Origin of the sequence: Streptomyces sp. NBC_00038 (genome assembly GCF_026343635.1) — a bacterium.
In the GTDB taxonomy this organism is placed as follows: Bacteria; Actinomycetota; Actinomycetes; order Streptomycetales; family Streptomycetaceae; genus Streptomyces.
The window spans coordinates 84734-99714 of sequence record NZ_JAPELQ010000002.1; the positions used below are offsets into that span (position 1 = coordinate 84734).

Sequence of the window (14981 nt, forward strand, 5' to 3'; positions counted from 1 at the left end):
CGGGAGTCCCTTTCATCATCTGCATCAGCGGTTCGTGCGGCTTGGTGATCGGCGCGACTCTCGGTATCCGCCAGTAGACCGGCCGCCCCGGACGGGTGCCAATTCACGGCTCCCCCGTTCCCGTTCGGGGCCGGCCTCCAAACCTGCCCCCTGATCGTCTGGAAGAGCCCAATTCGGCGATCAGAGCGGCATGCCCGTGCCACGCACCACCTCACACCGGGAGATTGCACATGACGGCAACGGCGAACGATCAGCTCGGACCAGGCGGTCGCGTTCCTCGCCACCGCAGCCACCGCCACCGTTCCCATGGTCCCGTCCGATGACGTGGACCTCGGCCTCCACGCGCTCATCCTGCACACGAAGGAGTACGCCGCGCTGTGCGAGCGGTATGCAGGCCGTTTCCTGCACCACAACCCGAAGCCGGGCGGAGGCGCCCGCGACCCGGAGATGGTCGCCGCCTCGGCACGCGCCATGAGGGCGGCCGGGTTCATGGTCTTCGACGACCTGTGGACCGTGAACGGCGTGAATCTCGCGCAGTGCGACTCGGACTGCGGCCGACCGTACGGTCAGGCGTAGCACACGACAACGGCGACGCGGCCGGCCTGGACTCGTGGTCGGCCGCGCTCGCCTGGAAGGAGAAGAGACGTTGTCCGGCTCAACCCCTGAACTGCCGATCGTGGTGCTCGACGCACTCATGCCCACGACTCAGCGCATGGTCATCAACCGTCGGGGCTCCACGGTCTGGGAGGTGGAGAGCCACCGGGGCCGCTACGCCCGCCGTGAAGCTCGGCCGTCCGATCGAGGCTACGGCCGACTGGCCTGCCCAACCGTGGACCGCGCTCGCACCCGCGCGCGAAGGTGCCGTTCTGCTTCGCCTCGGCGTCGAGGGGGATCGCGTACGGCGAATTGGAGAACGGCACGTGGAACTTCCAGCCGTGGCACGAGGGGCCGGACCTGTACCGGCTGTGAGAGCGCTGCCGTGAAAAGGACTCGTCCATCGCGCCGGACACCAGCGTGGCGCTGGAATGCGTCGAGGCGCTGGCCGAACTCCACGCCAAGGGCTGGGCACATGGCGACGTGCAACCTGCCCACGTCATCATCGGGCCGGAACGAACACACCTCATCGACCTCGCCCTTGCCCACGGCGGTCATGTCCCCGAGGGACACGACTTCCCATTCCGCGGCTGCCTCGTCCACTACGAAGCACCGGAGATCGCGCGCAGAGTGCTCGACACCGGGGAAGCGGAGCCGACACAGGCAGCCGACATCTACGCGCTCGGGGCCTCGCTGCTCATCTCCGCCACGGGTTGGCGGGCGGTCGAGTACCCAGACGACGCTCCGCGACCTGTGCAGCGCGAGGCGGTGGCAAACGGCCGACGTCGGCCCGCGAAAGTGCCCGGTGAGCTAGGCGAATTGGTCAACGCGATGCTCAGCCATGCGCCGGTGATCGGCCCACCATCTCCGAGGTGGTGAAAGCCCTGACCTGATCCCGAAAACCCGGCCCGTCGCAGGACGACGGCCGCTCATCGCCGTCCGGCCAGAAGACCACGTACCAGCAGCCCCTACCACGCAGGGACTGCCAAGCGCGCCAGATCTTGCCGGACCAACCGATGCGTTGCCTGTCGGCGTTCAATTCCTCGTCCCCTCTGCCGATGCCCCAGGCAGCGGCACTCCCGTCCAAGTCAGAGTTCCCTCTCCGCGTGCTGCCGCGCAACTGGCCGGCCTTGTCAGGCTCATGAGCGCCCATCGAGTTGTGACCGTTCGCAATCGTGGGCGATTCTGAGGCGCGCTCCAGGAACTCCAACGACGAGAACGCGCGATTGCTCGGGACTGATGACAACGTGGCATGGGCTCGTCAGGCACGGGGAGAACACCGCCAGTTCCTTGTCTGGATCGGGCACAGCGTCGCTGTGTCAGCCCCGTGTTCGGGAACGCGATCGGGCCGGCCTTGGGGCTGTTCGGGGGTGGGGCAGGTGTGCGCGGTCGGCGAGGCGATGCTGCAGGTGGGCGTGGCGGAACTGGTAGACGGGTCCTACCTGACGCAGGATGCCGAGGCGGTGGGCGTCGGCCAGGAACGGCTGGAGCCTCCACGGCAGTCGGCCTCGGGCCGCGAGCAGGATGCGCGCGGCGGTGTAGTACGGCCAGGCACAGGCGGCCAGGGCGAGCACCAGGCCAGCTGGGCCCACGAGAGGCAGTTTGCTCCACAGGTACCCGGCAGTGAGGATGGCGATGCTCACATCTTCGGGAAAGACTCCCGCAGCGCTCATCCAAAGGGGGATGTCGGGAAGGGTGATCAGCACTGCTCCCGCGGTGCCCGTGAGCAGGGAGATGATCCGGTCGGCTCGTACCGAGGAGGCCGCGGTGGTGAGGTCGTTGGGGGATACGGTGTGGCGCATCCAGCGCAGCAGCGCTTGTACCGTGCCGAAGAGAAGGCCAGCAGTCAGGCCGTACGCCCAGGCGTCCAGTGGCGGGATGGAGTCCGCTGCTACGCCAAGTGGGAGCCAGGGCGCCGCGGTGACAAACTGAATGTTCAGTGCGGTGCCGGTGAGGATGGCCGTGCCGACGACGGTGGCCAGAGCCCGGGGCAACCGGTGGCGCCAGTGAAGCGTGCCGAGTCTGCCGCGGCTGGGCATGTCAGGAGGCACCGGACTCCCGGCGGTGTACAGAACTGCCAGGTAGGAGAGTCCGTAGAGGGTACTGGCTACCAAGATGTATTCCACTCCAGCCCAGATGCTGGTGTGGGCCATGCGCCACACGGCCTTCGGAGCGGAGTGGGCCAGGTAGCCGCACGCGGCGATCAGTAGCACCGACTGCAGCGAACCGGCCCGCGTGCGGGGTCTGGCCGCCATCCACGCCGCGACGCAGAGCATGCCCGCCATGGCCAGTGCCACTGCGCCGCTGTACCACAGCACGACTTCCAGCTGCCAGTCTGAGGGGCCGGCGCCCGTGAGGTTACAAAACAGATAGCCCGCCCAGATGAGAGTGAAGGCGGCAAAGGCCGACAGTGCGGCACGGCTCCAGGCATGAGCCAGGGGTGTCCAGCGGTACAGCTGCCACCAGGTCAGATCGTGAGTGTCCTGGCGACGCAGGCCGTCAGCAAGGTGTGTGAGGTAGCGCTGGGCGCATGCTGGGTCCCAGCGGCGGTCGGCGGGTCGCAGGCGGTGGGCGCGCGCGTACAGGGCGGGGACAAGGGCGTCCAGCAGATGATGCTCGATGGCGCCACTGGTCGGGAAGCGGCCGCGGTCGGCGAGTTCGGAGGGGTCACCATCGGCGTCGGCGTACACGGCTCTGGCGAGCCCGACCATCAAGGGGCTGGCCAGTGCTCTGGCTACCGGTCCGTCGGGGTGTCGGGACACGTGCCTGGTGAGTTCGTCCCATCGCTCGTGGCGGGGACCCGGTGATGTGGCCAGGCGCAGGAGCGCGAGGGCGTCAACTGGGCGTACAGGTGTGGGCTCAATGACGGCGGCGCCAGCTAGGACGCCAGCGTGGGTGACCGCTGTGGTGTAGGCGGAGGTGCGGCAGGTCAGCACCAGCGGAGTGTGGGCGTCCAAGGTGTCATTGAGGGCCGTCAGAACGGCGGTGTGGGCCGGAACGGGCAATTCGTCCAGGCCGTCGAGGACGGGAAGGACATGGTGCCCGGCGAGGAGGTCGTCGATCGCGGTCGGGCCATACGCCTCAGCGTCGGCAAGCGCAGGGTAGTCGGCGGCGAGCCGGCGGCTCAGCCATCCGTGAGCACTCTCGCGGGCAGGATCGAAGGAAGCGAGCGACAGGAGCACTGGTACTGGATCGTTCTCCTCCCGGGTGCGCAACAACCCAAGAGTGAGGAGCACAGCGAACGTGGTCTTGCCCGACCCAGCCGGTCCCAGGGCGACAAGCCTGCGTCTGGGCAGGGCCCGGAAGGCACAGGCGAGCTCTTCCGTCCGATCCACACAGCAGGAGAAGGGGGCACCGATCAGCTGGCGATGGTCACCAACTCCGGCCTCCGGGCAGTCGGACCACACCACAGGCAATGGGGCGGGGTCGAACAACTGCCTGAGCGTCGCTTCCTCCTGCCACTGGCGGCCTACCAGCCGCGCGAGGACCGCCGTGGCATCCGCCAACTGCCCGCTGCTCGAATACCCCCGCTGCGGATCACGACGCCACGCCCACACTGCCAGCACACCGAACAGCCCGATCACAGCTGCCACCACCGAGCTGGCCGTCGCGGCAGCGCTTTCGTCCCACCTGCACCACATCAAGACGAGAACCACAGCCACGACCGCGCACAGGGCCCAGGCCACACTCCATCGCCGACCCATCCCAGCCCCCCACTCAACGGTCACGGCCAACGCCTGAACCAACGAGTGGACAATGCTGCGGAAACGGCAGCTCGGAACGCTCACTGGCCAACCGAGGCGCCCAGTCAAAGCCCGAGTCGCACGAGTCCAGGCGCTTACGGGCTGCGCAGCCGGGTTGCCGTCACCAGGGCGCGCCGGCTCGTCCCGGCCAGAACTTCGATCACCGGGCCGGGGCCGGTGGTGCGGTAGGCCCCCCCGGGCCCGTACGCGCGCTCCGTGGCGGTCCGCTCGCCATGAGGTAGGCCGAGATCTGGGCCGCAAGCGGTGCCTTGAGTTTCTGGGTGAGCGCGAGGCGGCCGCCGGGGAACCGTACGGCCAGGGCATGTGGGCGGGCGGCAGGGCCCGTGTAGCCGACGACTTCGGCGTCCACGGTTTCTGCGTGGCGGCATTTTTCCCATATTCGCCCGGCTCTGTATACCGAGTTGGCCGGCTTGTAGACGATGCCCTCGATGCCCAACTCCTGCAGTTGTTGGTACCAGGTCATGGCAACGTCGGGTCGTCCGTCATCGGGGCGGCCTGGATCGGGGGCTGAACGTCGTGCTCCTGGAGCAGGTTCAGGAGCAGGGCGCGGCGCTCGTCGTACGGGCGGGCGCGGACGTCGCCGTGGGCGGGGTGGACGAGGATGCCCCACGTCGAAGCGCGCGGGTTCTCGGAATCCTGGATGCAGGGGTGGGCGAACCCGCACGCGGACGCTAGCTGGCTGTCCGTCCCTGTGCAGGTTCGGGCGATCCGGCGGTGGTCGGGGCTTGACCTTCGAGTTGGGTGGAAGGTTTCCGTCAGCTGTGTGACGACCTACCGCATCTCGCAGCTGGCCGGGCGATCCGGCGTTCCGGCGACGACGCCGCGTTTCTAGATGATCAATTTGCTGATCTGCGTCCTCAGCCCGAACCGCCGACCAGTGCCTCGCCGAGCGGGGTGCGCCGGTAGAGCACCGACCGTCCGGACCGGGCGCGGACGAGCAGCCCTGCGCCTCGCAGGATGGCGAGGTGGTCTCCTACCGCGCCGGGTGCCATGGCGAGGCTTCGGGCGAGGTGGCTGGTACTGGCCGGGGCGTCCAGCGCCACCAGCAGCCGGGCTCGGGCCCGGCCGACCAGCGCGGTCAGTGCGTCCGGTTGGGGGACGGTCTCCTGTTCGCCCCACAGGGCGGCGGTGCCGCGGGCGGGATAGACCAAGGTCCTGGGCCAGGGGTCTTCGAGGTGGGCGGCGATATTCCCGACGAAGACCGAAGGGATCAGGAGTAGCCCGTCGCCGACGAGGCGGACTGTTCCGCCTCGGAAGAAGCCGATCTCGATACCGCCGGCGCGCCAGGCGATGCCCGGGTGCAGGCTCTCGATGGTCGTGGCCCATCCGTGTTCGCCGATCACACCTACCCGGTGCACGACATCGCGCTCACAAATCGTGCGCAGTTGCGGCCAGTCCGTGGCGAGCAGTTCGTGCCACGCCTGGTCCATCGCCTCGGCGATCCTGGGGACAGCGTCCGTCGAGTCCAGCACCGCGCGTACGCGGGGATCGCGGGCGGATGGGCCGGTCCCAGTGGTGGTGAATTCGTGGCGGGCCGCTTCCAGCGGTGTGGCCCGGATCACGGCCAGGTCGTCAGCCCAGGTCTGGTTGAGGCCGCGCGGGGGCGGGGCGACGAAGTTCGGTCCGCCTTGCGGGGCCTGCAGCGCGAGGGCGGAGTCCAGTTCGGTCTCGCGGCGAAGCCGTTCAAAGGTCGGCAGGAGCCGGGTGGCCCAGGCTCGCGGCAGCGGCCGGTTTTGGCCGGCGAGCGAGCGCAGCAGTAGGCAGAGGTCCATCGCGGGCGACAGTGCGAAGCGGCTGCGCATCAGGTCCTCGACGGAGACTTCGAAGCGGAGCACCCTGCGATGCTACCGCCGGACGTCTGTTCCGATTCGTCCAGCGACGAATCATTGGTGAGTGGCGTGGGCGCACGGCGAGGCTGGGCGTCATGACCCCAACCGCCGAACCCGCGCAGGGCAACCACCGTGCCACCTACCGGGAGGTCCTGGCCGAGCCGCGATTCCGGCTGCTCTTCTCGACCCGCGCCGTCGCGATCACTGCGGGCTCGCTGCGGATCACCACGTTCTCGGTGCTGGTCTTCGCGGCCACCGGCTCCGCGCTGTTGAGCGCACTGGCCTTCGGCATCGGCTTTCTCCCGCAGTTGTTCGGCTCGCTGCTGCTGGGCTCCCTGGCCGACCGATTGCCGCCCCGCGCGCTCATCGCCGGCGGCTACGCCTTGGAGTGCGCCGCCGCCCTGCTGCTCGCCCTGGTGCGGATGCCGATCGCGGCAAGCCTCGGTGTCGTGGCGCTGGTCGCCCTCGCCACACCGGTGTTCGGCGGCGCGTCGAGTCGGCTGGTCGCGCAGTGGCTGGAAGGCGACGCCTATGTACTGGGCCGTTCACTGAACAACATTGCTTCCTCCGGCGCGCAATTGTTCGGTTTGGCGCTGGGAGGTGCGGCCGTCGCGGTACTCGACCCGCGCAGGGCGCTCGCGGTAAGCGCCGCCCTCTACCTCGGCTGCGCGCTCGCTATCCGCATCCGGCTACCCCGGCTGCAGCTGGGAGAGTTCGGCGGCACACCCGGCAGCGCTCGGGGCGATGGCGGGGCCGTCCGGGCAAGCCTGCACGGTGCCGGCCTGCTGCTGCGCGGACACACGGTGCGACGACTGATGCTGGCCCAGTGGCTGCCGCCCGCGTTCGTAGCGGGAGCGGAAGGTCTGATCGTCGCCTACGCGGGAGGACGCCACTTCGCGCCCGGCTGGTACGCGGTGCTGATGGGCTGTCTGCCGGTCGGCATGCTTGTCGGTGACCTGCTGGTGGGTCGACTCCTACGGCCAACCACCCGGGAGCGACTGGTAGTCCCGTTGGTTGCGCTGACGGGACTGCCGCTGCTCGGCTTCGCTGCCGAGCCCGGAGTGGGCGTCTCGTCCTGTCTGCTGCTGCTCTGCGGCTTCGGATTCGCCTACCTTCTCGGCCTGCAACGGCCGTTCCTGGACGCCCTGCCGCAGAATGGCCAGGGTCAGGCCTTCGGTCTGCTCGGCTCCGGCAGCATGACGCTGCAGGGCATCGGGCCGGCCTGCTTCGGCTCGGTGGCCGCAGGCATCGGAACAGGCGGCGCAATCGCCCTGGCAGGCGGCGCGGCGGCGCTTACCGCCGGGTGGATTCTCACCTGGCACCCGCCCACCTCCCCGGTCCGCGTCCCGAACTACTCAACGGGATCAGAGAACAGCACCGAACAGCATGCGTGTAGTTCTCCTGCGCAGTAACCGTCGCAGGTCGGGTCGGCCGCGAGCCGTCACGCACCCCACCCCACCCCCACGTCTCTCTGACAGACCATCAATCCCGGCAGCTCATTGTGTTAGGAGTCCTGAGCCTCGGCTCTGCCAGCTGTTGCGGACCTTCTACGGGATCTTGAGACCACGAACAGCACCTATGGAAGGCTCATGCCGCATGATCGATGAATTCGCGAAGGACAACCTGCACGGGAGACTGCGGCGGGACCGCAAGGCGCTGCTCTGGAAACTCGACGGCTTGTCCGAATACGACGCCCGCCGACCTTTGACAGCGACCGGGACCAACCTCCTCGGCCTGGTCAAACACGTGGCCAGCGTCGAGGCCAGGTACTTCGGCGAGGTCTTCGACCGCCCTTCCCCGGAACCGCTGCCCCGGTGGCAGGACTCCAACGGCAGCGATCTGTGGGCGTCCGAGGACGAGACCCGCGATCAGATCATCGGGTTCTACCGGCGCACGTGGGAACACTCGGATGCGACGATCAACGAGCTTCCCCTCGACGCCCCCGGCCACGTGCCGTGGTGGCCCGAGCCCTATCCCAACACGAACCTGTTCGCCGTCATGGTCCATGTCCTCGGCGAGTCCAACCGGCATGCCGGGCACGCCGACATCCTGCGCGAGGGCCTCGACGGCCGGACCGGGATGCGCCCCGAACACGAGCAGCAGATCGACGAGGAAGCCCGTGCAACCTACTGCGCGAAGATCGAGCAAGCCGCAAGATCGGCCACACCAATCAAGGCTTAGTCAGACATATCAGGCAGCCTGACATCAGCTCCCCTACCGGCGCTTGCGATTTCCGAGCACTCCGACCACCCGATATGCCCGTGTCACCCGATGTGGGCGTTCAGTCCACGCCTTCGTCGTCCTCGTCCAGCTCGGGCGCGTCCGGGGCGCGCGGCGAGCCTTGGTGGGGCTTCACGGTCAAGTCGGCGCCCGGCCCGGAGCAGGTCGAATGCCAGGACATGCCCGGGGCGGAGCGTGGGGGCGGACGTAGGGGTGGCGAGCATCGGCTCCGGCAGTGACCAGGTCGAGGACGTGGTCGACGTCTTCCACCATGAGCAGCTGGCGGCGGGTGGTGTCGGCCGTCTGCTGTGCCTCGTAGAGAATGCGGTCGGCCCACACCTGGCGGGGCAGTAGCCCGATCTGGTCGAAGACGGCTCTGCGCGCAAAGTAGCTGATCGGCGAGGAGACGGGGTGGATTCCGTGTCGTACGGTCTGACGTCGCGGTCGCCCACCGTCCGCAACGGATCTCACCGAACCCGGCGATGGGGCCGGGTTCGGCCGAGAAATCTGAACCAATACCGGGAATCAGGCGGCGACGAGCTCCTGCTCGCGGTCCGGCGTTTTGACCTTGGGCTTCTTGTTCGGCAGGGAGAGCCGGAAGACCTTGTGCCACGCGGAGAACACCTGCTTGGGCAGCGGGCCGGTGACGTACTCCAGCTCGTACTTCTCGAACAGCGCGCGCACCTTCACCGCGACCTCGGCGTACCGGTTGCTCGGCAGGTCCGGGAACAGGTGGTGCTCGATCTGGTGCGACAGGTTGCCGGTCATGAAGTGCATGGCCTTGCTGCCGCTGATGTTCGCCGAGCCCATCATCTGGCGCAGGTACCACTGGCCGCGCGTCTCGTTCTTGATCGACCGGCGTTCGAAGACCTGTACGCCCTCGGGGAAGTGCCCGCACATGATCACCGAGTGGGTCCAGATGTTGCGGACCAGGTTCGCGGTGAAAGTGGCGGCGAGTGTGGGGAGGAACGACGGGCCTGACAGTAGCGGGTGGATCACGTAGTCCTTGAGCACCTGCTTGCGGATCTTGCGGCCGACGGCCTTGGCCCGCGCGCGGAACTCCGGGTTCTTGCGGCGGCGCTTGTTCAGGTTCTTGCCGAGCTCCAGGTCGTACGCTGCGATGCCGTACTCGAAGAAGCAGGCGTTGAGGAAGTTCCACAGCGGCTGGCCGAGGTGGAACGGGTGCCACCTCTGGTCCTCGTCGACGCGCATGATGCCGTAGCCGAGGTCGTTGTCCTTGCCGATCACGTTGGTGTACGTGTGGTGCAGCTCGTTGTGCGAGTGCTTCCACTGTTCGGACGGCGAGACGTGGTCCCACTCCCAGGTGGTGGAGTGGATCTTCGGGTCCCGCATCCAGTCCCACTGGCCGTGCAGGATGTTGTGGCCGATCTCCATGTTGTCCATGATCTTCGCCACGGACAGCCCGGCGGTGCCGATCAGCCACGCGGGCGGGAAGATCGAGAACAGCAGTACGCCCCGGCTGACCAGCTCGAGCTTGCGCTGCGCCGAGATGACCTTGCGGATGTAGGCGGCATCTTTCTCGCCGCGGTCGGCGATCACCTCGTCGCGGATCGCGTCCAGCTCGCGGCCGAGCTCCTCGATCTGCTCCGCGGTCAGGTGGGCGGTGGGGTCGGTGGCGGTCAAGGTGCTCCTACCGTTCGATGTCGCAGGGGCCCGCCGCGGCGGACACGCAGGTCTGGATGAGGACGCCCGGCTCGGCCTCGGTGATCTCGCCGGTGCGCAGGTCGCGGACGGCGCCCGCCTTGAGCGGCGTGACGCAGCCGAAGCAGATGCCCATGCGGCACCCGGAGGGCATGAGCACGCCGGCCTCCTCGCCGACGTCCAGCAACGGCGTGGCGCCGTCCGCGTCGACGGTCTTGCCGGTGGTGCTGAACGTGACCTCGCCGCCGTCGCCGGCGACGACGATGCTGGGGCGGAAGCGTTCGGTGTGCAGGCGCTCTTGTACGCCGTGCTCGGTCCAGTGCTCTTCGGCGGCGTCGAGCAGGCCCGCGGGCCCGCAGGCCCAGGTCTCGCGCTCGGCCCAGTCGGGCACGAGTTCGTCGAGACGGGCGATGTCGAGCTGGCCATCTGTGTCGGTGTGCACCTCGGTGAGCCGCAGCTTCTTGTCCGCGACCAGGTCGTGCAGTTCGTTGCGGAAGATCACGTCCTGCGGCTGTGGCGCGCAGTGGACCATGACGACGTCGTCGAACTCGGTGTCGCGCAGCATGCCCATCACAGGCGTGACGCCGCTGCCGGCTGTCAGGTAGAGCACCTTGGCGGGCTTGGCCTGCGGCAGCACGAAGTCACCGGTCGGCTGGTCGAGCTGGATCAGCGTGCCCGGTTTCGCCCTGCGGACCAGGTGGTTGCTGACCTTGCCGTCCTCGATCGCCTTCACGGTGATCGTGACGCGGCCGTCCTGGCGGTCTGTCGGCGAGGTGAGGGAGTAGGCACGCCACAGGCGCACCCCGTCGACGTCGACCCCGATCCGCACGTACTGACCGGCCGTGTGGCCGCGCCAGCCCCGTCCCGGCCTGATCACGATGGTCGCGGCGTCACCCGTCTCGGGGTGCACGGCCTCGATGCGCCCACGCAGGTCAGCGCCCGCACGCAGCGGGCTGACCAGGTCGAGGTAGTCCGACGGCAGCAGCGGCGTCGTGACCATCTCCAGCAGTTTCCACGCCCTGCTGCGGAGGGCTGTACTCGTCATGACTTCAGCTTGCTGCGCCACAAGGCGTAAAGTCCTGACCGCAGGACGTAAATCTGGTCGGCTGAATTGTTCGCAGGGAACAAAATATGAGCCATGCAGTCCGGAGGGCCAGCGAACTGGCCCTGGATGAGACGACGGTCACCGCACTTCGGGCCGCGCTGAAGACCACCGCCGACGAGGTCGTCGAGGCGATCATCGACGAGGTCCCTCCCTACGCCAACGCCCTTTCGGGCCGCATGGGCGCCACCATCCGCCGATCCGTCCGCACCGCCCTGGGGCACTACCTGGACCTCGCGAGCGGGAACGCCACAGGCGGCGACGCCGGTGACGCAGCCTACGAGCTGGGCCGCGGCGAGGTCCGCGACGGCCGTTCGATGGACGCCCTGCTCAGCGCCTACCGCGTCGGCGCCCGCGTGGCCTGGCGATGCCTGGCAGCGGGTGCCGTACCCGCAGGTCTGCCCGCCGCCGAGGTCGCCAAGTTCGCCGAGCTGACCTTCGCCTACATCGACGAGCTCTCCGCCGCGAGCGCCGCGGGCCACGCCGACGAACTGGCCGCCCGGGGCAGGGACCACGAGCGCCACCTGGAACACCTGGCCCGCGACCTCCTCGTCGGCGCGAGCCCGGACGTGCTGCTGGCCTCTGCTCAACGGGCCGGGTGGCAGCCTCCGGTTTCGCTGACCGCGGTCCTGCTGCCCGCCGCCCAGGCCCGGCCTGCCTACCGTGCGCTCGACCCGAGCACCCTCGTCCTCGACGATCTGCCGGACGCCACGGGTGTGCTGCTCGTTCCCGATGCCGACCGATCACATCTCTTGCGGCAGTTGACCGACCGCACCGCCGTGGTCGGCCCGGCCCGGCCATGGACGCGTGCGTCCGCCTCGTACGCACGCGCCGTACGCGCGCGCTCCCTCTCCTCTGATATTCGCGACACCGAGGACCACCTGCCCGAGCTGGTGCTGAGCGCCGACGTGGACGCGTTCGCAGACCTGCGTGCCCGAGCCCTCGCACCGTTGCGGACCTTGCCTGTCACGACCGCACGGCGACTGGAGGAGACGTTGCGGGAGTGGCTGCTGCACCAGGGCAGGCGGGACGAGGTGGCGGCGGCGTTGTTCGTCCATCCCCAGACAGTCCGGTACCGGATGTCACAACTGCGGGAGCTGTTTCCGGATCTCGCATCGCCACAACGGGTCCTTGAACTGACGCTGGCGGTCGGTCTTCGGGCCGGCTGACGCGTACTTCGACCGTCCACGACCGCGTCCACGAGCGGTCCAGGAATCGTGCCTCGTTCTCGGTGCCATCAACTGGCTCATGCGGCCTGGGGAAGAGCGGTATGAGCCAGCTGAGACCGGGGGTTGATTTGAATCCTCCCCCTCGTGGATGAGGGGGATTCCTGGCTCAGGCCGCCTCCTGGAGCAGCGCTCCAGGAGGTCTTCCGCCATCGGCGCCAGCCGGGTTGAGACCAGCCCGGATCAGCATCACGCGTGCGGAGTTCTTGTCCCGTGGGCTTTCGGTTCCGCAGGCGGTGCAGGTGTAGGTGCGCATCCCTAGCGGCAGTGCGTGCTTGGTTCTCGCTCCGCAGTGCGCGCAGTCCATCGTGGTGTGCGCGGGGTGTACCACATGCACGGCGCGGCCGTGCTTGCGGCCCATCTCGATCAGGGCCTGCTTGGTGGCGCCGATGGCGGCGTCGGCGGCCTTGCGGGCCATGGTGGTCTTGGCCAGGAACTTCGGCTTGAAGTCCTCGACTGCCAGGGCGTCGTGGTCACGGACGACCGTCTTGGCCCACTTGCGGGCGGTGTCCTGCCGTTGCCGGGCGACCTTCTTGCACGCCTTGGCCCGCAGCCGCTTCGCCTCCCGGTAGCCCTTCGAGGCGGCCTGCCCCTTCTTCGGCTTGCGCCGGGCCATCATCCGGTCGTACCGGCTCAGCCTGGCCTTGGCCTTCCTGCCGTGCCCGGCGTGGGGCAGGTCGTGGGTGTCGGATGTGGTGGTCGCGGTCTCCTTCACGCCCCAGTCGACACCGATCACCGCACCCGTCCCGGGCAGCGGCTGGACCTCGGCGGGCACGACGAAGGAGCAGTACCAGTGCCCGACGCTGTCCTGGTAGACACGCACGGAGGAGGGGGCGGCGGGAAGTTCCCGCGACCACACCACCGTCACCACGATGCCCCCGGCCAAGTGCAACTGACCGTCCTTCAGACGGAAGCCGCGCTGGGTGTAGTTCAGGCTGGGCAGAGCCTCACGCTTCTTCTTGAACTTCGGCATGCCCGCCCGGCGCTGCTGCGGGACGCGCTCACGGATGTCCTTCTGCGCCTTGGTCCTGGACTTGCCGAAGTCCCGGATGAGCTGCTGCTGCGGGACCGAGGAGCCCTCACGCAGCCATCCCGTGCGGGCGCGGGCTTCGGTCAGCATCTTGTCGAGCTGCGCCGGACCACACGTCCGCTTGTCCGCGCCTTCGGGGCACGCTTTGTTCCGGGCATGGACCTGCTTGGACTTGGCCACGCACTCGTTCCACACCCAGCGGCACCGGTCCCACTCATCCATCAGGGCAGTGCGGGCGGTGGACGACACGCGAAGCCGGAACGTCCACCGGGCATGCCCGGCGCCCTCGACTTCCCCCGATGTCGTCATGATGTCAAGATAGCATCATGATTCGCTTCGCGTTGCGCATTCCCGAAGACCTGCACGCCCGGCTGACCACCCAGGCAGCCGCCGACCGACGGTCCATCAACTCCGAGATCCTGCACCTGCTTGACGTCGCCCTCGCCTCCGCCTCTCCGGACGCCGGATCGCCCGGCGGCGACCCGGCTACTCCTGCCCAGCTCCGCGGGAAGCCGGATACATCCCCGGCCTGAAGGCCGCGGCATCCTCCGGTTATCCGGTGAAGACCAGACAAGGCTTCGGGAAGCCCGTCGGGGGCGCTGTCTCTGAGAAGCGCGGTGGCGGATGCGGCTCGACTGGATCCGGTGGACGATGCGCACCGGACCGCTCGTCGACGCGCTCATCGAGCATCTGGTCGGCGATCTGGGACGCTATGCCCTGGAAAAAAAATGGCTTTCATGTCGTCGTGGAGGGCGCTGTCCTGGCACGAGCTGACCCACGGGCGCGCGGCGGTCTGCAGCTGGGTGACCGGCGGGGCGGCCAGGCCGGGTCACCAGGGCGGAGGGCCGGGCCGCTCGCGTCGGGGACCACCGCGGTTCTGCGACGGCCCCGTGTCTCCCTTCCGACAGTTCAACCGGACGACCGACCGGGCCGGCCTGGCACACCGCGCGAGGGATGATGGGGATGGAATGACGGAACGTGAGGTCAGGAGCATCCATGGCGAAGCGGGTTCACCGACCCCGTGAGGACGCGGAGTTCAATTTCATCCTCGGGATGAGCGGAGTTCCGGTCCTCGCATACTTCACTGGGACATGGCCCAAGGCAATCGAGCCCTGCCGGGTGATGGACCTCGTCATGGGTGGCATCGCCGACGACTACACGGGCCGCCTGACGGCCGTCCGCACCGACATCACGCGTTGTCCGGCCGCAACCGAGCGATACGGGATCACCGGAGCCCCGTCCTACGTCCTGTTGAAGGAGGGAGAGGCGGTGGCGCACGGCACGGGGCCCATGACCATCGCCGAGGTACGGAAGTTCCTGGACGGCCACCTCTGAGCGGCCGCTGCGGCACGTGGCCGCGGCGCCCGTCATGTCTCGTCTATGGGCGGACTTGCTGGGCAGGTGACCTGGGCGGGTTGCCAACTCGTCTCGGAGAGCTCTCGCGGCCTGTTAATCGTTGGGCCGGAACCGCACGAATCGTAGGACCTCATGGTGACCCGAAGTTTCGCGTACCTCCGCTGCGAGGGGTTCGTTCACCATGTCCCATCAATTCAC

13 protein-coding genes and 2 pseudogenes are annotated in these 14981 nt (G+C 68.4%); 9 read left to right on the plus strand and 6 right to left on the minus strand.

The annotated features are described in order from the left end of the window. Positions 1-255: 255 nt before the first annotated feature. Positions 256-576, plus strand: a pseudogene (locus OG219_RS43535) (hypothetical protein); the annotation flags it as partial. 70 nt (positions 577-646) lie between these two features. After that, a pseudogene (locus OG219_RS43540) lies at positions 647-1487 on the plus strand (protein kinase). 426 nt (positions 1488-1913) lie between these two features. Here the strand turns inward: OG219_RS43540 and OG219_RS43545 are convergent. From OG219_RS43545 to OG219_RS43555, 3 genes are all read right to left on the minus strand, one after another. Continuing rightward, complete coding sequence (locus tag OG219_RS43545; protein WP_266836578.1) at positions 1914-4178, minus strand: NACHT domain-containing protein; 2265 nt, start codon at positions 4176-4178, stop codon at positions 1914-1916. Between the two features lie 319 nt (positions 4179-4497). Then, the gene (locus OG219_RS43550; protein ID WP_266836580.1) at positions 4498-4821 is read right to left on the minus strand and encodes a hypothetical protein; all 324 of its coding nucleotides are present in this window, start codon (positions 4819-4821) and stop codon (positions 4498-4500) included. Positions 4822-5215: 394 nt separating this feature from the next. Further along, the gene (locus OG219_RS43555) at positions 5216-6193 is read right to left on the minus strand and encodes a helix-turn-helix transcriptional regulator (RefSeq protein ID WP_266836582.1); all 978 of its coding nucleotides are present in this window, start codon (positions 6191-6193) and stop codon (positions 5216-5218) included. Positions 6194-6282: 89 nt separating this feature from the next. On the opposite strand from OG219_RS43555, the gene OG219_RS43560 reads away from it, so the two are divergent. From OG219_RS43560 to OG219_RS43570, 3 genes are all read left to right on the plus strand, one after another. Continuing rightward, on the plus strand, positions 6283-7599 hold the full coding sequence (locus OG219_RS43560; protein WP_266836584.1) for an MFS transporter: 1317 nt from the start codon (positions 6283-6285) through the stop codon (positions 7597-7599). Positions 7600-7783: 184 nt separating this feature from the next. Next, positions 7784-8368 carry a DinB family protein gene (locus tag OG219_RS43565; protein ID WP_266836586.1) on the plus strand — a complete coding sequence of 195 codons (585 nt, stop codon included), beginning with the start codon at positions 7784-7786 and terminating at the stop codon, positions 8366-8368. 234 nt (positions 8369-8602) lie between these two features. After that, entirely contained in the window at positions 8603-8761 is a 159-nt protein-coding gene (locus OG219_RS43570; protein WP_266836588.1) for a hypothetical protein, read from the plus strand. A 171-nt stretch (positions 8762-8932) separates the two neighbouring features. Here OG219_RS43570 and OG219_RS43575 read toward each other — a convergent pair whose 3' ends face one another. Both OG219_RS43575 and OG219_RS43580 read right to left on the minus strand, forming a co-directional pair. Then, positions 8933-10051, minus strand: coding sequence for an acyl-CoA desaturase (locus tag OG219_RS43575; protein WP_266836590.1), 1119 nt, complete (start codon positions 10049-10051; stop codon positions 8933-8935). A 7-nt stretch (positions 10052-10058) separates the two neighbouring features. Continuing rightward, a complete protein-coding gene (locus OG219_RS43580; RefSeq protein WP_266836592.1) occupies positions 10059-11114 on the minus strand; it encodes a ferredoxin reductase in 1056 nt (351 codons plus the stop codon). A gap of 86 nt (positions 11115-11200) precedes the next feature. Here OG219_RS43580 and OG219_RS43585 point away from each other — a divergent pair, with 86 nt between their 5' ends. Further along, entirely contained in the window at positions 11201-12340 is a 1140-nt protein-coding gene (locus OG219_RS43585) for a CdaR family transcriptional regulator (RefSeq protein WP_266836594.1), read from the plus strand. A 166-nt stretch (positions 12341-12506) separates the two neighbouring features. Here the strand turns inward: OG219_RS43585 and OG219_RS43590 are convergent, their stop codons facing one another. Continuing rightward, a complete protein-coding gene (locus tag OG219_RS43590; protein ID WP_266836596.1) occupies positions 12507-13736 on the minus strand; it encodes a transposase in 1230 nt (409 codons plus the stop codon). A gap of 17 nt (positions 13737-13753) precedes the next feature. On the opposite strand from OG219_RS43590, the gene OG219_RS48210 reads away from it, so the two are divergent. The 3 genes from OG219_RS48210 (at position 13754) to OG219_RS43605 (ending at position 14762) form a co-directional block, all read left to right on the plus strand. Next, a complete protein-coding gene (locus OG219_RS48210) occupies positions 13754-13960 on the plus strand; it encodes an Arc family DNA-binding protein (RefSeq protein ID WP_323183371.1) in 207 nt (68 codons plus the stop codon). 91 nt (positions 13961-14051) lie between these two features. Next, a complete protein-coding gene (locus tag OG219_RS43600; protein WP_266836598.1) occupies positions 14052-14201 on the plus strand; it encodes a hypothetical protein in 150 nt (49 codons plus the stop codon). 222 nt (positions 14202-14423) lie between these two features. Further along, positions 14424-14762: a co-chaperone YbbN gene (locus tag OG219_RS43605; RefSeq protein ID WP_266836600.1), complete on the plus strand. Its 339-nt coding sequence runs from the start codon at positions 14424-14426 to the stop codon at positions 14760-14762. Positions 14763-14981 lie beyond the last annotated feature (219 nt).

Bases quoted from the DNA above. Each gene is read 5' to 3' on its own strand.
- OG219_RS48210 (WP_323183371.1), top strand. From the start codon at position 13,754: ATGATTCGCTTCGCGTTGCGCATTCCCGAAGACCTGCACGCCCGGCTG.
- OG219_RS43585 (WP_266836594.1), top strand. From the start codon at position 11,201: ATGAGCCATGCAGTCCGGAGGGCCAGCGAACTGGCCCTGGATGAGACG.
- OG219_RS43600 (WP_266836598.1), top strand. From the start codon at position 14,052: ATGCGGCTCGACTGGATCCGGTGGACGATGCGCACCGGACCGCTCGTC.
- OG219_RS43565 (WP_266836586.1), top strand. From the start codon at position 7,784: ATGATCGATGAATTCGCGAAGGACAACCTGCACGGGAGACTGCGGCGG.
- OG219_RS43550 (WP_266836580.1), bottom strand. From the start codon at position 4,821: ATGACCTGGTACCAACAACTGCAGGAGTTGGGCATCGAGGGCATCGTC.
- OG219_RS43590 (WP_266836596.1), bottom strand. From the start codon at position 13,736: ATGACGACATCGGGGGAAGTCGAGGGCGCCGGGCATGCCCGGTGGACG.
- OG219_RS43605 (WP_266836600.1), top strand. From the start codon at position 14,424: ATGGCGAAGCGGGTTCACCGACCCCGTGAGGACGCGGAGTTCAATTTC.
- OG219_RS43580 (WP_266836592.1), bottom strand. From the start codon at position 11,114: ATGACGAGTACAGCCCTCCGCAGCAGGGCGTGGAAACTGCTGGAGATG.
- OG219_RS43560 (WP_266836584.1), top strand. From the start codon at position 6,283: ATGACCCCAACCGCCGAACCCGCGCAGGGCAACCACCGTGCCACCTAC.